Consider the following 21,786-nt stretch of genomic DNA (forward strand, 5'->3'; position numbering starts at 1 on the left):
TTTTCTATTTGAGATTAATTAATACATGAGTTTAAGCGGAAGGTTTTCTTCTACAATCAGCTCTCCTGAATTTTTAATATCGTTGTTGGAATGGGTATTGTTTTTGGCGCCCCACAAGCGGGCAACAAACTTTACCGGGTTATCTGCAAATGAATTCCCTGAAATTTCCACATTTATAATACCGTAAGTATTCAATAAAATTCCATCTTCTTCTTTGGCTCCACATTGTGTAAAATTGCTGTTGGTGACTACAAGGTTACCCCCAACTGTAGATTCATCATATCCTCCTCTGTAATAGTCCACTACATTTTTATCCACTCCTTTAAATGTGCAATTGGCAATAAGAATATTCTCTGCACTGTATTCACCTTTATCATCAGTTTCCTCGGACAGTTCCAAACCGTTATTACAATTTTTGATTGTCGTATATCTTAGCTGAATATACTCCGAGAAAGAATGCTTGTAGGCCTTTAAAACAAAGTCAAAATCAGATATTTCGGAATCAACTACAGTTAGGTTGTACAAACTGGACATATTATTCTTTAAACTGGCGAAAGCATATTGAGTTTTTGTTCCTTTTAAAACCACTCCTTTTAGAGTCAATTCGCCTTTAGGATTCATCTCAAATGCCGGGGTTTCCGGTGCGCCCGCGTAATGGATAGTCGCTTTCTTATTGGCATCCGTAGATTTTATCGTGAGACGTTTATCAATTTTTAAAGACGTTTTCACTTTGTACTTAGCGGAAGCCAATACTATAGTGTCTCCATTTTTTGCTTTCTGAATGGCGTTGACCAACTTGGCCGTTGAACTTACTAAATAGGTTTTAGGCGAAGCCTTTTTTGAAGATTTAGCTGGATACCAATCTGGACCATATTGAGATACATCCATAAGATTTGGCCTTTCAGCAGGTGCTTTAACTACGGCTCCTACCGAGTTTACCTCCTTTCGAGAATTACCAAAAAGGTCAGTCGTAATTAAATCGAACTCAAAACCATTATAAAGTTCTGAATCGGTTAAGTCACTTTTAGGAATCCATATATTTTTTTCTAATTCTGAAACGGCAAAATCTTTAGTTTTAATACCAGAAATTTTCTTGAACGAAACCCCTTGGTTATCTATAAGATTGCTTTTAAAATTTATTCCATCTAATGAGTCATGGGCCACGACCGGCTGTTCATCCCCCGTGCTATTATAAATAAGGTTGTTGGCAACAATGGTCCTAATAGGCCTCTCGGACCTTATTTCAGAAGCAGGCAAAATATCTTTCTGATCAATATTGGAACCTACCCCAAACTGCAATGGTGAATCGCAATCTACCCAAGTATTATAAGCTACTACTACATCGGTTACCTGTATGTACCTGTTAAGTGGTGATTTTGGAATACCGTTCATTACAGCAAGTGGACTCCTAAATGTTTTACCTTTTAGGTTGTAGAAGTAATTATTCGTTACCCAATGTCCCGTACCAATTAAACGTACGCCCCCAATTTGCTCAGAATCCGCATCGCCTATAAAGTAGTTGCCATCAACAATACAGTAGTTCCCGTGTCTCGTTACCAATGAGCCTTCACTTTTATAGAAGACATTATTCCTGAACTCGTTAAAATTTGATTTACTGGAAATAATCTCCACTTCACCATTACATTTATCAAAAAAGTTATTTTCAACAAGGGTATAACTAGGTGCCATGGAGGTAAAACTATTGCCAAGCTGTATGGTTTCTGCACTAGGACCACCCTTAGGAGGTCTAGGCCCAAAATAGTTATGGTGTATCTTATGGTAATTCTTTATGCTATTATTCCCTGCAAGATCAATCCGTACAGTAGGCCCTCTATTGGATTTACCCGCTATATAACAATGGTCCAACTCATTATGTCTCCCTTTAAATAGAACCCAGAGGTCTGTCTGGTTTTTTTGGGACTTATTAAAATCCAGAATCACGGAATTTGTAACCCGAGAATGATTGGCCACCGTATCTTCACTAATGGCAAATTCAATGACCGCATCAGAAGGAGATGAACCATTAACAAAGTTTAAACCACTAACAACGAGATAATCTCCGCCCAGTTTTAAATCGGATTTTCCGCCAATAACCACTTTACCTGCTGTTTCGGCACGTAAGGTAATTGGCGCATTTTCTTTTCCATAACCCACAAAACGGATTTGAACATTGTTCCAATCTCCATTGGCCATGATAATTTCGTCACCAGGACCTGCATTGCCTATTGCCTTATGGAGTTCTACAATATCTTTTACATAAGCCCCTTCTTGTTTTGGGGGTTGTGAAAAAGAGAGGAATAAAAGCGCTGCACTTATGATTAACAGGTTAGTTTTCATTATTCAGATGTGTTGAGATGTAGTTCAATTGGATACTTTACATTGTTGAGAATGCCCAATATTTACCCGTATTTATAATTGGTTTACCAAACTGGTTTACCAAATATAATCATTTAATCATACCAAACAAATTATTTACAGACTATCCTCTTTATTAAATAGAAATATTAAAGACTTTAACTCCCTAAAAAAATACTTTCTGGATTGTAAACGCGACCTAAATCTAGAATAATGAACACTTGGTCTAATCGCATTGAACCACTGCAATATTACTATACCACCACAGTTATGTTGTTGAACTTAAAAACCCCTATTATGACTTTTAAAAATTACTTTTTAATCGGCATCTCCTTAGTCACCCTTAATGCCTGTTCCGATGACGATTTACCATTAGAAATCCCCGAAAAGGAAACAGAACAATCAGAGGAAGAACAGCCAAAGGAAGAAGAACAACAACCTGAAAATGCCGCTCCGGATTCTTTTAGTCTAACTATGTTAGAAGATGGCACGGCCGATGTTGGCCTAAACCCTACACTATCTTGGTCAGCAGCTATTGATTCTGATGGAGATGATATTACATATACTCTTCTTTTAGACGAAGAAGAAACACCGCAAAGTATTCTTGCAGAAAACCTTACAACTCCAGAATTTAATATTGTTGAAGGTTTAGAAAAAAATAAGGTTTACTACTGGAAAGTTGTTGCTAGTGATACTAACGGAGGCGCAACGGAAAGCGCACAAACTTTTAGCTTCAGTACTAAAGGTCTATCTTTTTCCGAATCGGCTTTAACTGCTAATGCCGGGTTTAGTTCCAGAAGAAATCATAGCATTACTGAATTTAACGGGAAACTTTGGATGATCGGTGGAGGAAACGACTCGTCTGGCTTCAAGGACGTGTGGTCCTCTATTGATGGTGAAAATTGGCTGTTAGAAGCGGAGAATCCTTTTGACTTTTTTAGTAAAAACAATCACACTGCTATTGTGTTCAAAGAAAAATTTTGGATAATAGGTGGTGGTTTTAGTGATATCTGGTCTTCTACGAACGGAAAAGACTGGTTGCGAAACGAAAATGTTGGTGCATTCGGTTCTAGAGAAGGACATACAACAGTTGTTTATGATGATAAGCTTTGGGTAATTGGCGGTAACAAAGGTTCTGAGCAAATGAACGACGTGTGGTATTCCGAAGATGGAGCTACTTGGGAACAAGCTACCGAAAGTGCTCAATTTTCTCCACGTACAGACCATACTACCGTAGTGTTTGATGGTAAGATGTATGTTATGGGAGGAACTGCCGTACAGGGTTTTTCACCACTGTTTTACAATGACATGCACACGTCTACAGACGGTGTAAACTGGACAGAAGTAACTACAGAATCTGTATTTGAAATTCGTGCCAATCATTCCTCATTAATCTATGACAACAAAATATGGGTCATTGGAGGTTGGCAAGCGGTAACGAATGAAGAAACTACCGAGCAAGAGCTTACCACATTTGCAGACGTTTGGTATTCCGAAAACGGTAGCGAATGGAATAAGTTAACTACCAATGACTTATACCAACCAAGAATGGGACATGCCTCTGTAGTTTTTGAGAATAAAATACTTATTTCTGGAGGATTGAATATTAACAAAGAAGATTCAAGTAGAACTCATTACAATGATATTTGGGTCATTGAGTAACTACATTTTATGACAATGAAAAAGCCCCTTTAAAATATGCAGGGGCTTTTTACTTTTATTAGGATTGTGAATTTCTACAACCCGTCTATATAACTTCCGTAAAGGTCCTTGAATTGGTATCCTTCTGCAAATCTGTTTTTGCTAAGTTTCTTATGTGATACCAACCCCCATAAAACCAATTCCTTTAAAAAGTACATATCTTCTTTAGGAAAATCAGGTTGATGTTCTTTTATCAACTGGCTAAGTTCAGGAATACTATCTAAGGTTCTTTTATATTCTTCATCTGTAAATTCATCTAGAAGTTCAAAACCTTCTCCTTGAAAAAACCAACTTAACAAATCATCATAAGGAGTTTTTGCATCCTTTCTTTCCAACTTGTTTATGGCCGGGAAATATTTAGGGAACAAACTTTTTACCGCATCATCTATCAATATTTCGGCTACGCCATCAGCACCTTCTTGCTCCCCCTCATAAACCAATTCAATCTTACCGGTAATGGCCGGAATAATACCCATAAAATCACTCAAACGTACCATGGTTTTATCGGCATCAGTTACTAAGGCCCTTCTTTCCGCTGTACTCAAAAGATTTTCAAACGCGGTTATACTTGTTCTTGCACTGACACCGCTTTTTGCATCTACGTACTCGCTATCCCTTGCTTCAAAAATAATTTGCTCTAAAAGATCCTTGGCCAAGTCCGGCACATAAATTGAATCCGTTTGGCGCGAATCTAATTTCGCTTCTTGTTCCGTAATTTTTCTAGCGGTTTCAATATCATCCGGATAGTGCGTTAATATTTGTGAGCCAATCCTATCCTTAAGTGGGGTAACAATACTTCCTCTATTGGTATAATCTTCAGGGTTTGCCGTAAACACAAATTGAATATCCAACGGCAGCCTCAATTTAAACCCACGAATCTGAATATCTCCTTCCTCCAATATATTAAAAAGTGAAACTTGAATTCTAGCTTGTAAATCCGGTAGTTCATTAATTACAAAAATACACCTGTTGGCCCTTGGAATCATTCCAAAATGAATTACCCTGTCATCTGCATAGGATAACTTCAGGTTTGCCGCTTTAATGGGGTCTACATCACCAATTAAATCGGCTACGGTAACATCTGGTGTTGCTAGTTTTTCAGCAAAACGAGCATCTCTATGTAACCAAGAAACTGGGGTGCCATCCCCTTTTTCCTTTATCAATTCCATGGCGTATCTTGACATGGGCTTAAGCGGATCATCGTTAATTTCCGAACCTTCTACCACAGGGATATACTCGTCCAAAAGATTGACCATTAAGTGAGCCAAACGTGTTTTAGCTTGTCCCCGTAAACCTAGTAAGTTAATATTATGCCTAGATAAAATAGCTCGCTCCAACTCTGGAATAACGGAATCTTCATATCCCCAAACTCCAGGAAAAGTTTCTTCTCCTTTTTTTATTTTTTGAATAAGATTGTCACGTAATTCATCCTTAACACTTTTTACTTTATAGCCAGCTTCTTTTAACTCGCCAAGTGTTTTTATTTTCTTGTTATCTAATTTCATATATAGCAATCTCTTTTTCTTTTAAAATCAAGTCCGTCTGAAATGAAGAGGAATTGGTCTATCTTATTTCAATCGTTTTTTTCTATTCGCTTCGTAATCTTCAAAAATCATTTCACCCAAACCTTTTAACCCGGTAAAAAATGCCTTGCCTTTGTTCGCTTCCGTAAAGTGGCGAATAAACTGCATTAAATAAGCATCTTGGGCTATCATAAACGTGGTAATAGGAATATGTAATTTTCTAGCCTGGCGTGCCATATTATAGCACTTCTCAACAATATAGTCATCCAGACCTACACTATTCTTATAATATGTTCCATCAGGTAGTCGCAAGCAACTAGGCTTTCCGTCCGTAATCATAAAAATCTGTTTGTTGGTATTACGCTTTCGGCGCAGCATATCCATTGCCAATTGAAGTCCCGCTACCGTATTAGTATGATACGGTCCCACTTTTAGATACGGAAGGTCCTTTATAGGTATGGGCCAAGCATCGTTACCAAAAACCAGAATATCCAAGGTATCTTTTGGATAGCGTGTAGTAATGAGTTCCGCTAGTGCCATCGCTACTTTTTTAGCTGGTGTAATACGGTCCTCGCCGTACAAAATCATACTATGACTAATGTCTATCATTAACACCGTACTCATCTGTGCCTTGTGTTGCGTATCCTCAACTACTAAATCATCTTCGTTTAAAGTAAAGCTACCCATTCCATGGTTGATCTGGGCATTTTTAAGGCTCTCCGTCATTGAAATGTGCTCTAAACCATCACCATAACGGTATTCTCTTAAATCACCCGTATGCTCATCTCCTTGACCGGATTTTCCGGTTTTGTGGTTACCTGAGCCGCTACGTTTAATTTTACCGAAAATCTGGTCTAGCGCACGTTGGCGAATCAAGCGTTCCATTTTAGCGGTAATGGAAATATTTCCCTTTCCGCCGTTTTCATCGCCTTCTTCCCCTTCTCCACCTGCAGCATCATCGTCAAATTCTTCTTGAATGTATCCTTTTGCTTTTAACTCCTCTATGAAATCATCAATCGTATATTCATCATCTGTTAGCTCATACTCCTTATCCAGTTCACGCAACCAATCAATGGCCTCATCAAAATCTCCCGAAGTATGGGTAATGAGTTCCTGAAAAATATCAAAAAGTTTTTCAAAGGGAGTTTGTTCCGGTGCTTCATAGGTTGAAAACCGAAACCCTTTTCTTGTGTTCATAGCCATACTATAAAATTAGTTAATAAAACCGTCAACACCTCCCTTTTTAGGAAATGTTAACGGTTATAGGCTATTGCCTTTCACAAAGCATTGCTGTTTTGCTATTTTGTAAAGAAATGGTCTTTTTAACTGATGATTCCTAATGGCGCCGTAGTCTTCCAAGCACCGCGGGTGAAATCCGGGAATTCCTGTGGTGCGCCATTTGCAGCAACGGAAGTCTCACTTAAAGGAGAAACCGCACTCCATAGACAACCCTCGTACACATTCTGGTCTAAAGGCTCCCCATTTCTTAAACACTCTACAATACGGAACAACATCATAAAGTCCATTCCGCCGTGACCGCCCATTTTAGTGGCGAGATCACCTACTCGCTTGTACAAAGGATGCTCATATTTTTCATAAATTTTTGCCAAGGCATCATCTTGTGCCCAATGATGGTGGTCTTCCGTAGCACCTTCAACCCCACCTTCCAAGGCCACACGGGTTGGGAAACCTGCCAAAGTACCTTTTGTTCCTTGAATCATGTTATGGCGGGTGTATGGTCGTGGACTAGTTTCATCCCACTGCACCATAATAGTTCTACCTAAATCCGTTTTTATGATGGATGTATTGATATCTCCTCCTTTATAATCCAGTTTGTTCCATTTGTGGTCTACAGGAAAGTTCTTTTCAGCATATAATTGCCTTCCTTTGGCAGGCGATGAAAAAGCATTGATGAATTTAAAGTTATCATCAGTCCGACCAATATTCATGTATTGCGCCACAGGCCCTAAACCATGCGTTGGGTAAAGGTTTCCGTTTCTGTGTGCATAATGCGGTGTTCTCCAAGAACCCGTACCACGGTCTACCTCATTCATTTGAAAACGTAACTCGTGAATATAAGCTGCCTCTCCGTGTAAAAGTTCGCCTATAGCCCCTTCGCGACACATGTTCAAGTACAATAGTTCATCTCTACCGTAGTTAACATTCTCCATCATCATACAATGCTTCTTTGTCTTTTCGGAAGTGTCAACTATATCCCACATTTCTTTTAAAGTCAAGGCCAATGGGACTTCTACAAAGGCGTGGCTACCGGCATTCATGGCTGCAATGGCCATTGGCGCATGCAAACCCCAAGGTGTTGCTATAATAACTGCGTCCGGTTTTTGTTCTTCTAGCATTTTTTTCCAATCGTTCTCCCCATTGGTATACAGTTTTACTTTTTTGTGTCGCTGTCCCTTTCCTGCCTCTTTACAGACATCTGCAGATTTTTTGGCCCAATCTTCATAAAGATCTGAAATGGCAACCACTTCAGTGCCTTCAATCGCGGCAATTTGTGCCACATGACCTGAACCTCTTGCCCCTACACCTATAAACGCGAAACGTACCTTATCCAATTTAGAAGCCTTAAAACCTCCCATATATTGTGCAGAAAAAGGTCGTTCCGTTCCTAAAAAGTTAGCTTTTGAAATATTTGGGGTTAGGGCAATACCAGCTCCTACCAATGACGTTTTTTTTAGGAAGTTTCTTCTGTTGGAATTCATTTGTGTTTGTTTTGTGAGTTGTTGTTGAAATGAAACTACAATATAAAGAAGTTTTAGGGAACTTAGACACGCTCGCCTCTGCTATTAACATAGTCTTACAATGATGCATTATTTTTTTGACAACCCACAAAGAGATCATACCTTCGTGTAAGATGATAAAAGAACAATGTCTTGGCTTTTTAGAAACACCTCCACTGTGGACAGGTGAACAATTCGGTATAGAACAGTTTGTGTTCCCTGAGCTTCATATGAAACGGTTTCTGCCAAAACCCATTTCAAAAAAATTACGTTTGGGTCACCAAATGGAACATGTTTTCACCCAATTGCTCGTCAGAAATAACACATACGACCTTGTTCTTCATAACAAAGCTGTAAAAGAAGAAAACCGTACTATTGGTGAAATTGATTTTATACTAAAGCATAGAGAAACGGAAAGACTCCTACATGTTGAATTGACTTATAAGTTCTATATCATTGACCCAAGCATATCAGAACCCATACACCGGTTAATAGGTCCCAACCGTAGGGATATGTTCTTTACCAAAATGGAAAAAATCAGGGACAAGCAGTTTCCTCTTTTGCACTCTACAAATGGAATTAGAACGTTATCCGAAAATCAAATTAACCATGACGATATAACGCACCAAGCGTGTTACAAAGCCCAACTCTTTATGCCCCATACCAATACCCATGTAGACATTACTCCTCTAAATAGAGATTGTATCTACGGCTATTGGTTAAGGTTCGAGGACTTTGAAAATGGTGATTATAAAAAGTACAAATTCTATATACCCAGCAAATCCGAATGGGTCGTTACTCCACACAAAAATGTAAGATATTCATCTCATTTTGAAACTTTGATGGACGTAAACCTGCGCACCCTGAACCAAAATGCCCCCATGCTCTGGATGAAAAAAACAAATACTGAATTTGAAAAATTTTTCGTGGTGTGGTGGTAGTTAGTAGTTAGTAGTTAGTAGTTAGTAGTTAGTAGTTAGTAGTTAGTAGTTAGTAGTTAGTAGTTAGTAGAATTTAATGATATTGAATTTAAGCAAACAAGTTTGCAGCAATTATTTATCTTGAAATGAATCTTACACTACCTACAGAAGACCCCACAACATTCACTTTTAAGCCAAAAACTCAATACTAACTACTAAATACTCCATACTTAATTTACTCAAACGTATAGCTTGTTCTGTTTACTTCCGTTAGCCTAAAATAGCCATGGGCGTAATTATCGGGATTTGTTAAGTTGATGCAGTTACCTTTTACCGCTACAGGCGTAGCCGAAAAAATATCAACCCCACCTATTTGATCAATTAAAATATCCATGTAATCATAATACGCTTCAGAAATACCGTACATTTCTATGGCCACCACATCTCCAGGCTTTAAAACATCAATTTTATCGGTATCCTCATCTTCTTCCAGTTCATACCACCAATCAATTTCATTTCCATTAACGAATTCATCGTCCCCTACTTCAAACTCAGGTAGTAGGTCTCCTTCTCTTTGAAATTTAAAGAAATAGTAATTCTCTTCATTGGCAGGGTCCGTAAATTCAACATGTAATTCCAATTCTTCATCGTCAAAACCATCTTCCCTATCTTGGTACAAATCCGTAATATCCGTAACGGGCATCAATGTTTCCTGTGCCGTATAGGTTTCTCCGTCATGAACAACATTTAAGGTGTACGATTGATTTAAAACAGGTACAAACTCAGTGGTAGTATATTCTCCATTATTCTGATCGGTAAAAATAAATTCCGCTCCACTGGCGTCATTGGTCACCGAAACCGATGCTCCCGTAACGGCAGTGTTGTTCGTTGTATCAAAAAATTCGGTTGAGGTGCTCAGCTTCACCAGCTGTTCATTTCCCGTAGTGCCTTTCTCCCAATCTAGCGATGCTTGAATAACCAAACGGGTCGGGCCTTGCTGAACTTCTACATCAACAACATCCGTACAGGATGCTAGTAACCCCATCAAAGAGAGTGCTGTTATTTTTATGTAATTACGCATTTTTTTTAAAATTTAAAGTTATAAGTTAAGGAAGGAACAATTCCAAAAATGGCGGTTCTGGTAGCTTCGTTTGCACCGGTCTCCAAATTTTGACCAAAGGAAATAGAGGCCACATTTTTACGATTATATGCATTGTAAATACCTAACACCCACTCTCCCTTAAGTCTATTTTGTGGTTTTCTATTCGGTTTATAATTCACGGATAAATCTAAGCGATGGTAAGCGGGTAAGCGATCAGAATTTCTATCGGCATAACTGGCAACAGAAATTCCTTCGTACTCATACTGTCCGTTTGGGTAAGTTACCGGTCTACCAGTTTGAAAAACAAGATTGGCACCAAAACTTAATTTTTCATTCAACTTATATGATCCTGAAATAGAAATATCATGTGTTCTATCGTATGGGGTATTGTACCATTCGCCATTATTAATTCCTAGGCCACCAGCTATACCTCCTGGAGTACGTTGTTCGGATTTTGATAATGTATAGGCAATCCATCCAGTAAAATCACCCTCGTTTTTACGAAGTAACAACTCCAGACCATACGCTCTTGATTCACCCGTTAAAATTTCGGTTTCAATAGTGTTTTGACCTATTAAATCAGATCCGTCAATATAATCGATTCTGTTATCGGTATTTTTGAAATACACTTCTGCCTCCATAGAATAGGCTTTATCCTTGAAGTTTCTGAAATACCCCAATGCATATTGATTGGATAATTGCGGTTTTATGAACTGTCCGCTTGGTGTCCACACGTCCAATGGCGTTGCAGAAGACGTATTGGACAATAAATGAATGTATTGCGCCACTCTGGAAAAGCCGACTTTTAATGAAGAGTTTTCGTTTAATATATACGCTAGCGAAGCCCTTGGTTCTAAATTGCCAAATTTTTCTATGGCATCTCCTTTTTCATAATTGGTCTCCCCTACAGGCGTACCACGCTGGTAGATACCCAATTCAGAATTGTAGACCACTGGTTGATTATTGGCATAATCAACCATAGGCTGACCCCCTAATCTTGAGAATGCGCTATAACGCAATCCGTATTGTGCCGTTAATTTATCCGTTAGTTTATGCTCGGCATTTACATATACCCCACTTTCCAAAGCTCTTTTTTGATCAAGTTTAAGAGGGTTTACGGCAGATGTTTCTGAAGTAGGCCTAATTTCCCCAGGATCAAAGTCATAGTATATGCCACTTGCACCAAAATCCAACTTAAACTTATCACTGAAGTAGTATTTAAAATCATACTTCAGGTTATAATTTGTGATTGAAGAAACCCAATCAAACTCTGCCGTGGTTATACCCAAATCATAATCATATTTACTGTACACCGCAGATAGGTTGGAGAAAAGCTTGGCATTAAAAATATGGTTCCAACGTAAGTTACCCGTTGAATTTCCATAGCTACTTGTGAAGTTTTCACCCAACTCAAAGGCATCCCTTCCAAAATAACCCGAAAGAAACAACCTATTGTTCGCATTGATTTTGTAGTTCGTTTTTAAGTTTAAATCGTAAAAACTAACGCTATTATCTTCTCCTGCCGCCTTTAACAAAAGGTCTGCATATGAACGTCTCCCAGCTATTAAGAACGATCCTTTTTCTTTAAACAAAGGACCTTCTAGAGCCAATCTGCTAGAAATTATTCCAATTCCTCCTGTTGCTGCAAATTGTTTGCTATTACCATCTTTTTGGCGCACATCCAATACGGATGAAACCCTTCCGCCATATCTGGCCGGAATACCTCCTTTGTACAATTTTACATCCTTAATGGCATCGGCATTAAAAACAGAGAAAAAACCGAACATATGCGAAGTATTATAAATAATGGCCTCATCCAATAGTACCAAGTTTTGGTCTCCTGCGCCCCCACGTACGTGAAAGCCACCGGTGCCCTCCCCATTATTGGTCACACCAGGGAGCATCTGTAGCGATTTTAAAATATCTACTTCCCCTAAAACTACGGGCATTTGTTTTACGGTGGCAATGTTCATTTTAACCACGCTCATTTCCGGTTTACGCAAAATTGCCCTTTCAGGTTCGTCTGCCGTAACCACAACTTCCTCTAGTTCAGTAGACAATTCCGAGATTTCAAAATTGAACTTTTGGTTTCTATCCAAAATTACTTCTTTGTACATTTCTGCATATCCCATATAGGAAATAAGCAAGCGGTACTCCCCTTTTGGAGCGGTAATGGAATAAAACCCGTACTCATTGGTAACCACCCCAATTGTGGTTCCTTCCAAAAATACGGAAGCCCCAAAGAGGGTTTCGCCATCTGCCTTATCACTAATTTTACCACTTACGGTATAACTCTCTTGCGCAAAACCATGTGCGCTTATCAATAATAGCAGTACGCTCAGAACGGCCGTTAGCCGTAATGCCCATAAACTATTCGTTACTTTTTTTGTCATTTTACTTATTTTAGTTTTGATTGATGAACACCTCTATGGACAACTGGTTTTTAAGAAGGTTGCATGCCCATTCATTTTTATTTAAAATGATTAAAGTTGCGAAGCTAATACATAGCCAAAGGATAAGTACCCGTATATTTATACCTTAGTGTTAAATATTTCTCACCAAATGCAACCCTTGCAACTTTTGCTTGTCTTTGTTATTGAAATGTAATTTAGAGTACAATCAACCCTCTTAAATTAATTGGAAACCGATATTCGTTTTAGGCACAAATCACTTGTTGAAAATAGCAAGTCTGGCGATAGAAACGCACAGTACCAACTGTACGAACTCTATGTAGATGCCATGTACAATATTGGTATGCGATTTTTGGGGATTAAAGAAGACGCGGAAGATATTGTACAGGACAGCTTTGTAGATGCATTCAAGAATTTACACAACTTTAAATACGAAAGCACCTTTGGAGCATGGCTTAAACGGATAGTCATCAACAAAAGCATTAATCACTTAAAGGTTAAGCGACTACCCCTTGCGGCAATGGACGACCATGAATACCACCTTACGGAAGAACCGAGCAACGAACCGATAGATAAAACGGATGTGGAAAAGGTAAAAAGAGGTATAGAAAAACTGCCTTTAGGTTACAAAAATATAATTAATCTGTACCTGTTGGAAGGTTATGACCATATGGAAATAGGCGAAGTATTGGGCATTTCAACCTCCACCTCAAAATCACAGTACCACAGGGCAAAAAAGAAACTCGTTGAAATTATAAACACATTATAATGGACAATTTTGAAAAACATATCAGGGAGAACAGGGCGGCATTTGATGACCACAAAGCAGACCGTGCCAAACTCTGGGCTAACATAGAAGCTAAATTAGACCCGCCCAAACCCAAAGTGGTGCCGTTATGGAAATCGCCCGTATTCCGGGTAGCAGCCACTGTGCTTATTATTTTGGGGATTTCAAGTCTTATTGGCATTACCTTTTTAGGCAGCTCCGCCAATGATAACACATTTGTTTCCAAGGAATTACAGGATATAGATATGCACTACCAAGATTTAGTGTCCTACCAAGTACAATTGGTGCAGAAAAACGAGAATCTCTCGGATGCGGATAAAGCCGAATTTCTATCCTTTATGGATGACCTAGATAAGGAATATGACCAGCTAAAGTTGGAGATGCAGAACAACCTAGATAATGAACTGGTACTGGAAGCCATTGTTTCCAACTACAGAAAGCGCATAGAGCTCATTGAAAATCTTTTGCGCCAGTTAAACGAATCAAAATTAAATGATGACGACTATGGATACACTTTATAAAAAACTGCTCCTTTTCGCTGCGGCGATAGTCTTTGGCCTTCCGGTCATGGCGCAGGAAAAGGTGTCTAAAAAAGTAACAAAAACATATGGGTTTACCAATGCAGGTGAAGTTCATTTGGATAATAAATACGGCAACGTAAACATCTATGGGTGGACAAAAAACGAGGTCTCCATTACCGTTAATATTACGGTTACCCATAAAAAGAAAGACAATGCCCAAGAACTTTTGGAGCGCATACACCCCGTAATCAAGGACAGTGAAAACTTTATTTCTATGGGCTATGAAATTGGTGAGACCAGCTCGGGATTCTTTTCCAACCTTTTTGATAAGGCCAACCCTTTTGATTTTGACCGAAGTAATGTTCAAATAGATTACAAAGTGTATATGCCGGAAAAGGCTGAACTGGAAATCATAAATAAGTTTGGTGATGTTTTTATTGAAGACTGGATCGGTATTTTAAAAGCCGATGTGCAGCATGGCGATATGTGGATCAATGACAACCTGAACAAAGCCGATGTGGTTATCAAATACGGAAAGCTTAGGGCCAAAAATATTAATTACGGCAACCTGGACCTAAAAAATGGCGGACTGGACATGGACAATTCCAAAACCATGCGACTGAACAGTGCCGGCAGTGAGATTGATATGCACACCATTGGTTCTTTGGAATTCTATTCTAACAAAGATGAGGTTGACCTTGAAGAAGTAAACACGCTATACGGAATGCTTAAATTCAGTAACATTCGTTTAAACCGTTTGGGAAATGATATAGACCTGGTTTTAAAAATATCGGATTTTGCAGTGGAGAACATCATAAACCCTAGTAGTAAAATTGCCATTGAACAAGAATCATCGGAAGTAAGCCTTAATATTATGGACTTCCCGCACCAATTTACAGCAGTGGTAGAAGAAGGCTTGGTGCGTTTGCCCAAATCATTTTACGAAGTAGACTCCCATATACTGGACAAAGGCAAGAAACTGCGGGAAATTAAAGCCACTTACGGGAAGAATCCAATAGGGCGTATTTCCATTACTGGAAACAAAGGAGTGGTTTTATTGAAGGAGCTATAGTGGTTAGTGATTAGTATTGAGTATGGAGTACCGAGTAGTGAGTAGTGAGTAGTGAGTAGTGAGTAGTGAGTAACAATAGTTAAAAAATTACTTCTAATTATTCGTATTTACACTCTCTAACAAATCTATTCGAGTAATGTAATCGTTTAATTCTAAGGTATTTACACTTCGATATACATCAACTATATATCCGAGAAAAATTTCGCTTCCAATTATAGACTCTATTGAGAGTATATTCTCACCAGTTTCTTTATCATAATTATAGAGCCTATCCCTGGAGTTTGGATTGTTAAAATGAAAGTTAAAAACTAAGAGGTAAGCTTCAAGAAACAATAATTTGTGTCTAAATCTATCATCAATTTTATTTTTAAAATGATTATAAAAGTTGTGCTGAATTTTCTCAACGGATAGCTTTTTATTTTTGAACTCATTATAAAAACTAGTATCCATTATTTTGATAAAAACCAAAAACAAGAATAATCCTGGAACAACTTGAACTCTACTACTAAAACTCTTCAATGAGAGCCCCGTAAGTGCAAAGATTTTCTCTTGTTGTCTTAGTGAAACATTTCCATCACTAAAAAGTAGTTGAGAAATGGCATTAAAATCATCTTTTTCTGATTCGTTAAAAAAATTGCTTAACTTAAAATAATCATACAAGTACTTATAATAAGTATCTTCCTCTGGATTTGGAATTGTATATTCAATATCAATAAACCTTCTTAAATATTCCTCTGAATCAATTTTATCACTTCCATAAACTCCACAAATCGCATGGCCAAGTTGCACTTTATCAATTGACAAGACAAAAACAATATTTGGAATACTGAAAAAATGTTTTATTTGCTCCAAAATTAGGACTGCATAATTGGGTCTGCACCTATCCAATTCATCAACAATAAAAACTACAGGTTTTATCTCCTCTTCCACGTTTCTGTTGGTATCTGCGATAAATTTTGCCAAGCTATTTTTAAAGTTTTGGATACTTTCTTTCTTCTTAATATACTGATTCACCTCATTTTCAAAAATATCTGTAATTCCTTTTGAAATTTCAACAAAAGCTTCCTTTGCAGAATTAGTATCTACGTACTTGTCCGCAATTGCTTTAACTAAAATTGGGGCAATATGTTTTGAAAGCACTGAGGCTTTTTTTAAAACTGATTTAAACTTTTTTTCAGTGGTTTTGCTCGTAAGAGTTTTGAGCTCTCCCATGAGAGCTATTAGAGGATTATCTTCAAAATCATTTTCCCAAGCATTAAAATATATAGTTCGATATTTTTGACTTTTAAGCTTTGCTTCCCACATTTTCACAAACGTAGTTTTACCTGCCCCCCATTTATTATTAATAGCTAAAACAAAACCATCATCATATGACCTAACTATTGATGTAAGAATATCAGCATACCTTTCACGGTTTAATTCACACCCCTCAAAAGGTTCGTTTTCATTAATAATCAACTCTAGTTTTCTGATGCTCATTTATACTTTTCTATAAATTATCAACTATGAATTCCTAAAAGACTAGCCAGTCCTTTAATTTTTCTTCAACAAAATTCTTGATTTCCTGAATAATCTCATTATAGAAAACTGTAACCTAATCAACAATATATTCATGAGACAAACAAATTACTTAGCATAATCCCCTTGGGCATAAGAGGCCGAAATACTACTATTGGGCGTTTTACAGTTTTGAGGGAAATCAAAGAAATAGATACACTTAGGAATTCCGTTTTCAAAAGTAATACGAACCGAACCCTTACTATTTCCGCTAAAGCCCGAATAGGTATAACCTGCACTTAACTGAGTGGGTCTGCCTTGACCATCTCGTGAAGATACGGTTACCCCAGATACACTACCCGCCACATAGCGGTTAAACGCCCAGGTTTTGGCCTGGTCACCCACCAAATCATCTACCAATTTTGTGAAATTCTGAGTGCCAGTAGGGCCTCCAGACGCCTTCATCTCAGTATACTTGCTACTTTCCTTTGTTCGAATTGAGGCTTCGTTTAAAGCGAAACGTTTCAGGTTTTCTTCAAAGCGTCTTAATCCCGGGCTATCACAAGCATTCAATTTATACAGTTGAACCATATCATTTTGAAGTCCTTTTGTCTTGTGGATCATATCCACAGAATTTCCCATGGCATTTGGGTCTAGAATCATTTGCATGGTTGTGCGCAAACCATCCGAACGCTGTATGCCCTCTACCTCCATTTTAGCTTTGTACAAGTCAGGACGTGCATAAAGTCCTGAACCCACCCACTCGTAACGCATGCAAACCCGGCTGATTTCCGTACCAAAACCGTCTCTAGTTACTTCTTCTGTGGCGCATACCTGATCCATAATCTCAACCTTGTCACTCGGCAAGTATGCCGCACAACCACCACCATATGCCCTGAGATATTGTCCAAAAATCAAAAGAAATTCCATATCCTCACGTTTCATGGTGATTTCCTCAAAATGTCCTCTAAAAATATAGTCGTAGAACTCCGCAAAGTAAAGTCCGTCTACATTAAATTCCAATGTTTGCGGTTCACTGGGTAGAATTGTATTATCGGCTGAGTTTTCTATAAAAGAAGCGAATAAAAACCATACTAGAGTTACCGTTAAAAGTTTGGAAAAAGAACCTATAATCTTCATTTTGGTTGGTCGGTTAGTGTCCGTTACCAGATGCAACAGACTGATTACAAGTTAAATTTAGCTAAAACCTGCAATTTTAGCTACAAAAAATTTAAAATCCCCTATTACTCAAACTCTAGTTATTCTAAACTCCTTTTTCTAATGAATCATCAGTAAATAAAAGCAGGTTATTTGTATTGGTTGTAGGTGCAAAAAAACTTTTTTCAAAAAAAATTCATTTTATATGCAACTTTTTAGGGTTTCGGTTGTCTATTAGGTAATCAATCGAAAAACGAACAGTGATGAAACTACTTAAAATGAGTCTCCTTTTTCTTGTATCAGGAGTTACCTTTTCAAGTTTTGGACAAGATGAATCTGACGAATACCTAGAGTTCAACGACCGCAATAATGTGGTGCATGGGGTTTATTTGGGACTTGACCTTGGCGCCGGAGAGATAGATGGCGAACCTTCTTTTACCGGCGGATTAAAAGTTGCCTATGTGGCCAACCAACAATTTGAGGTTGGTTTTGCAGGTACCTTTCTTTATTCGGAACAGGATGTATTTAACAATAGTCTTTCTCGCAACGAAGATTTAATAGGAGCTTACGGAGGTCTTCATCTAGAGCCTATTTTTTTTAGCAAAAAGCGCGTAAACCTTTCATTTCCGCTATTGGTAGGTGCCGGTGGTGTAGGCTATATTGAAAATAACTTTCATGATGAAGATTATGAAGAAGAACTTACCGAAGACGATTTTGATGTAGTCTTCGTGGCCGAACCAGGAATAAGTGCCCTCTTTAATGTCTCCCGCTATCTGCAATTGGAAGCAGGCGTAAAATACAGATTTTCCAGTAGAATAGAACTTCCCCCAACACGTACTACCCGCATAAACGGCTTCTCTGCCGGACTAGGAATAAAAGTGGGCATTTTTAACATGGGTAGAAACCGCTATAAAAAGAACATCCAATGAAAGCAACGAACAAAGGAATTTGCGCACATTGTCATGACGTAATCGAAACACAGCACGTATTCAGTGAGAACAATCAAGTGTTTCTTAAGAACAATTTCACCAGTAATTCCACAGTGGAAGTAGAGTGGTCTCCCATCAATTTTCAGTGGATTCCCGTGGTGCAGCTACAAGAGCGTCTAACCCACGCCTAAAACAGTACAATTCATCAACCAGCTTGGTCTAGAGCAAGCTTAAAATCAATCAAAAATGAAAACAAGAACGATGTTTATCGCCATGGCTATGGTATGCCTAATTTTAACCTCCTGTGATTATGACCACATAAAAGCTTCAGGTGAAATCACCACCAAAGATTTGACCATTTCCGATTATGATCAATTAAAAGTTTCTAATGCCTTTGATGTCTACGTTACTTTTTCAGATGAAGAAGAACAGATTAAAATTGAAGCGAATGACAATCTACACGAACGTATTGTAGTGACCCGAGAAGGAGACGAGCTTATCATTAAGTTAAAAAAGTACACAACGGTTGCCGGCAACCCTACTTTGAAAGCATTTGTAACCGCAAAGAACATTTCGGAATTTGACCTTTCAGGGGCGGCAAGTGTAACTCTTGAAAACCCTTGGGATATTGCAAGAGCAAAGATAGAACTCTCAGGAGCTTCGGATATAACCGGCGAAATTATAGCGGACTATCTTGATGTTGATATGGGTGGAGCTTCTGAGGCCGATGTTTATGGACAGGTAAAATCTTTACATGCAGACCTCTCCGGAAGTAGTGATTTACGGGATTACGACCTTGAAGTTGAACGACTTGATATTGACCTCTCCGGTGCCAGTGAAGCTTTTCTTACCGCAACGGAATCAATAAACGTGGAAGCTACAGGAGCAAGTACTTTAAACTATAAAGGTACCGCTGTCATTAACCACGAACGCATTAAGGGGGCTTCGCAATTAAAAAACAGGAACAAGTAAAACGACTATTTGTGTCGCTTTACCAGTTCTGCTTCTATGTCTTTTAAGGTAAAACCTTTTGCCTGAAGTAACATTAGGTAGTGAAAAAGCAAATCGGCACTTTCATATAAAAAGAGGTCATCGTTATCATCCATGGCCTCTATTACAGTTTCCACCGCTTCCTCCCCAACCTTTTGGGCTATTTTGTTAATGCCTTTTTCAAATAAAGAGGCAACGTATGATTTACTCGAATCCGAAGCTTCACGACGCTGTTTAATAACTTCTTCCAGCTGAGAGAAAAAACCAAAGTTTGAGGTGTTTTCTCCATTCCAACACGTATCGGAACCAGTGTGACATGTTGGCCCTATGGGTTTAACGGAAATCAACAACGTATCATTATCACAATCATTCTTGATATCAAGAAGCTCAAGAAAGTTTCCGCTCTCCTCACCCTTGGTCCATAAACGCTTTTTTGTACGGCTATAGAAGGTTACCTTTTTGGTCTCTTGCGTTTTATCAAAAGCCTCTTGGTTCATATAACCTAACATCAACACATTCTTAGTTACTGCATCTTGAATTATAGCAGGTACTAGTCCGTCTTCGTTTTTATTAAAATCTATTTTCATTCTGTTTGTTTTAAGCAAGGGCAAAATTTACCGCGGCGTACGCATGTTCCAAAGTAGTATCTATTACCGCAATATCACAGTCCTTTTGCTGTATCAACAACGGTATTTCGGTACAGCCCAAAATTACACCTTCTGCGCCTTCTTTTTTGGCCTTGCCAATAATATCTAAATATTTATTTTTTGATTCTTCGCTAATGATTCCTTTAGCGAGCTCATTATAAATTACCCCATGAACCGTATTTCTGTCTTCTGCAGAAGGAATCAAAACCTCTATACCAAACTTATTTTTCAAGATGTCTTTATAGAAATCCAGCTCCATGGTATACTTGGTCCCCAATAGCAGAACTTTTTTACACCCTTTAGATTTAACGGCCTCTCCTGCAACTTCGGCAATATGTAATACCGGTATTTCTATTTTCTCTTCTATTTTAGGGACACTCAGATGCATGGTATTGGCACAGATCAAAAGTATTTCTGCTCCCGCATTTTGTAATCCCAGGGCTATATCGGACATCTTTTCGTGCAACGAATCCCAATCGCCTTTACCTTGTTTATCCGATATTTCAGAAAAATTGACGGACTCAATAATGCAGCTACAGGAATTTTTATCGCCTAAAAGCTCCGCTACCTTGGTATTTAACAACTCGTAATACAATTGGGTAGATTGCCAAGTAATACCCCCTATAAGTCCAATTTTTTTCATCACTTTAAATTTTTATCAGCCAAAAATTTTATAACCGGACCGGAATACCGTTTTCCTTTAATTCTTCTTTTAAATCTTTAATACCGATTTCCTTAAAATGAAAAACACTGGCTGCAAGGGCCGCATCAGCTTTACCCTCCACAAAGGTATCCGTAAAATGTTGCATATTACCTGCGCCTCCGGATGCAATTATAGGAATGTTCAATTCCGTACTTAGTTTACTCAAAGCTTGGTCGGCAAAGCCATCTTTGGTACCGTCATGGTCCATTGAGGTGAACAGGATTTCACCAGCACCACGTTCCTCAACCTCTTTGGCCCATTCAAACAGTTTGCGTTCTGTAGGTACTTTACCACCTACCAAATGAACGATCCATTCGCCATCTATCTGTTTGGCATCAATGGCGACTACGATACACTGCGATCCAAATTTTGCAACCAAGTCGTTAATCAATTGTGGATTTTTTACCGCTGATGAATTAATGGATACTTTATCCGCGCCATTCTGCAATAGAATATCAACATCCTCAACCGAAGAAATTCCACCACCCACAGTAAACGGAATATTCACCTTTTCCGCCACGCGGTATACCAAATCTGCCAAGGTTTTACGTTTTTGTTCCGTGGCCGATATATCTAAGAAAACAAGCTCATCGGCTCCTTCCCTACTATAAATTTCGGCCAGTTCAACTGGGTCCCCGGCATCACGTAAATCAACAAAGTTTACGCCCTTTACCGTTCTACCATCTTTTATATCCAAACAAGGAACTATTCGTTTTGCTAACATATTTTAAA

Annotated in this window: 19 protein-coding genes; 8 read left to right on the forward strand and 11 right to left on the reverse strand. The window is 38.4% G+C overall.

What is annotated here, in order from left to right; all coding sequences use genetic code 11:
• Window positions 1-18: 18 nt before the first annotated feature.
• Window positions 19-2,337 carry a chondroitinase-B domain-containing protein gene (locus tag Q4597_RS14170; RefSeq protein ID WP_303406728.1) on the reverse strand — a complete coding sequence of 773 codons (2,319 nt, stop codon included), beginning with the start codon at window positions 2,335-2,337 and terminating at the stop codon, window positions 19-21.
• Window positions 2,338-2,652: 315 nt separating this feature from the next.
• On the opposite strand from Q4597_RS14170, the gene Q4597_RS14175 reads away from it, so the two are divergent.
• Window positions 2,653-4,017, forward strand: coding sequence for a hypothetical protein (locus Q4597_RS14175; RefSeq protein ID WP_303406730.1), 1,365 nt, complete (start codon window positions 2,653-2,655; stop codon window positions 4,015-4,017).
• A 74-nt stretch (window positions 4,018-4,091) separates the two neighbouring features.
• Here the strand turns inward: Q4597_RS14175 and Q4597_RS14180 are convergent, their stop codons facing one another.
• The 3 genes from Q4597_RS14180 to Q4597_RS14190 form a co-directional block, all read right to left on the reverse strand.
• Window positions 4,092-5,561: an AAA family ATPase gene (locus tag Q4597_RS14180; protein WP_303406732.1), complete on the reverse strand. Its 1,470-nt coding sequence runs from the start codon at window positions 5,559-5,561 to the stop codon at window positions 4,092-4,094.
• A gap of 63 nt (window positions 5,562-5,624) precedes the next feature.
• Entirely contained in the window at window positions 5,625-6,782 is a 1,158-nt protein-coding gene (locus tag Q4597_RS14185) for a VWA domain-containing protein (protein WP_289042181.1), read from the reverse strand.
• A gap of 119 nt (window positions 6,783-6,901) precedes the next feature.
• Window positions 6,902-8,299 carry a Gfo/Idh/MocA family protein gene (locus Q4597_RS14190; protein ID WP_303406735.1) on the reverse strand — a complete coding sequence of 466 codons (1,398 nt, stop codon included), beginning with the start codon at window positions 8,297-8,299 and terminating at the stop codon, window positions 6,902-6,904.
• Between the two features lie 152 nt (window positions 8,300-8,451).
• Between Q4597_RS14190 and Q4597_RS14195 the strand changes: the two genes are divergently transcribed.
• Window positions 8,452-9,258 (forward strand): DUF1853 family protein, encoded by an 807-nt coding sequence (locus Q4597_RS14195; RefSeq protein WP_303406736.1) that lies wholly within the window; start codon window positions 8,452-8,454, stop codon window positions 9,256-9,258.
• 214 nt (window positions 9,259-9,472) lie between these two features.
• Here Q4597_RS14195 and Q4597_RS14200 read toward each other — a convergent pair whose 3' ends face one another.
• Window positions 9,473-10,318, reverse strand: coding sequence for a DUF4249 domain-containing protein (locus tag Q4597_RS14200; RefSeq protein WP_303406737.1), 846 nt, complete (start codon window positions 10,316-10,318; stop codon window positions 9,473-9,475).
• Window positions 10,319-10,323: 5 nt separating this feature from the next.
• Window positions 10,324-12,732: a TonB-dependent receptor gene (locus tag Q4597_RS14205; RefSeq protein WP_303406738.1), complete on the reverse strand. Its 2,409-nt coding sequence runs from the start codon at window positions 12,730-12,732 to the stop codon at window positions 10,324-10,326.
• Window positions 12,733-12,976: 244 nt separating this feature from the next.
• Between Q4597_RS14205 and Q4597_RS14210 the strand changes: the two genes are divergently transcribed.
• The 3 genes from Q4597_RS14210 to Q4597_RS14220 are packed head-to-tail and all read left to right on the forward strand — an operon-like array spanning window position 12,977 to window position 15,130.
• On the forward strand, window positions 12,977-13,519 hold the full coding sequence (locus Q4597_RS14210) for an RNA polymerase sigma factor (RefSeq protein WP_289062778.1): 543 nt from the start codon (window positions 12,977-12,979) through the stop codon (window positions 13,517-13,519).
• Window positions 13,519-14,058 carry a hypothetical protein gene (locus tag Q4597_RS14215; protein WP_303406739.1) on the forward strand — a complete coding sequence of 180 codons (540 nt, stop codon included), beginning with the start codon at window positions 13,519-13,521 and terminating at the stop codon, window positions 14,056-14,058. The genes Q4597_RS14210 and Q4597_RS14215 overlap by 1 nt, the downstream gene beginning before the upstream one ends.
• Window positions 14,042-15,130 carry a hypothetical protein gene (locus Q4597_RS14220; protein WP_303406740.1) on the forward strand — a complete coding sequence of 363 codons (1,089 nt, stop codon included), beginning with the start codon at window positions 14,042-14,044 and terminating at the stop codon, window positions 15,128-15,130. Before Q4597_RS14215 ends, Q4597_RS14220 begins: the two co-directional genes overlap by 17 nt.
• Window positions 15,131-15,223: 93 nt before the next feature.
• On the opposite strand, the gene Q4597_RS14225 is transcribed toward Q4597_RS14220, so the two are convergent.
• A complete protein-coding gene (locus Q4597_RS14225; protein WP_303406741.1) occupies window positions 15,224-16,609 on the reverse strand; it encodes a P-loop NTPase fold protein in 1,386 nt (461 codons plus the stop codon).
• A gap of 147 nt (window positions 16,610-16,756) precedes the next feature.
• Entirely contained in the window at window positions 16,757-17,767 is a 1,011-nt protein-coding gene (locus Q4597_RS14230; protein ID WP_303406742.1) for a hypothetical protein, read from the reverse strand.
• A 281-nt stretch (window positions 17,768-18,048) separates the two neighbouring features.
• On the opposite strand from Q4597_RS14230, the gene Q4597_RS14235 reads away from it, so the two are divergent.
• Genes Q4597_RS14235 through Q4597_RS14245 form a run of 3 tightly spaced genes read left to right on the forward strand, consistent with a single transcriptional unit; the run spans window position 18,049 to window position 19,686 of the window.
• Window positions 18,049-18,714 (forward strand): hypothetical protein, encoded by a 666-nt coding sequence (locus Q4597_RS14235; protein WP_215911932.1) that lies wholly within the window; start codon window positions 18,049-18,051, stop codon window positions 18,712-18,714.
• The gene (locus tag Q4597_RS14240; protein WP_215442118.1) at window positions 18,711-18,905 is read left to right on the forward strand and encodes a hypothetical protein; all 195 of its coding nucleotides are present in this window, start codon (window positions 18,711-18,713) and stop codon (window positions 18,903-18,905) included. The genes Q4597_RS14235 and Q4597_RS14240 overlap by 4 nt, the downstream gene beginning before the upstream one ends.
• A 55-nt stretch (window positions 18,906-18,960) precedes the next feature.
• Window positions 18,961-19,686 (forward strand): head GIN domain-containing protein, encoded by a 726-nt coding sequence (locus Q4597_RS14245; RefSeq protein WP_303406743.1) that lies wholly within the window; start codon window positions 18,961-18,963, stop codon window positions 19,684-19,686.
• A gap of 5 nt (window positions 19,687-19,691) precedes the next feature.
• Here Q4597_RS14245 and hisIE read toward each other — a convergent pair whose 3' ends face one another.
• From hisIE to hisF, 3 genes are read right to left on the reverse strand one after another with little or no spacing between them, the layout of a single operon-like run.
• On the reverse strand, window positions 19,692-20,291 hold the full coding sequence (gene hisIE / locus Q4597_RS14250) for a bifunctional phosphoribosyl-AMP cyclohydrolase/phosphoribosyl-ATP diphosphatase HisIE (RefSeq protein ID WP_215911930.1): 600 nt from the start codon (window positions 20,289-20,291) through the stop codon (window positions 19,692-19,694).
• Window positions 20,292-20,301: 10 nt separating this feature from the next.
• On the reverse strand, window positions 20,302-20,994 hold the full coding sequence (locus Q4597_RS14255; protein ID WP_303406745.1) for an aspartate/glutamate racemase family protein: 693 nt from the start codon (window positions 20,992-20,994) through the stop codon (window positions 20,302-20,304).
• Window positions 20,995-21,022: 28 nt separating this feature from the next.
• Entirely contained in the window at window positions 21,023-21,778 is a 756-nt protein-coding gene (gene hisF / locus Q4597_RS14260) for an imidazole glycerol phosphate synthase subunit HisF (RefSeq protein ID WP_303406746.1), read from the reverse strand.
• Window positions 21,779-21,786 lie beyond the last annotated feature (8 nt).

It is taken from the genome of Zobellia sp. 1_MG-2023 (assembly GCF_030549125.1).
Taxonomy (GTDB): domain Bacteria; phylum Bacteroidota; class Bacteroidia; order Flavobacteriales; family Flavobacteriaceae; genus Zobellia; species Zobellia russellii.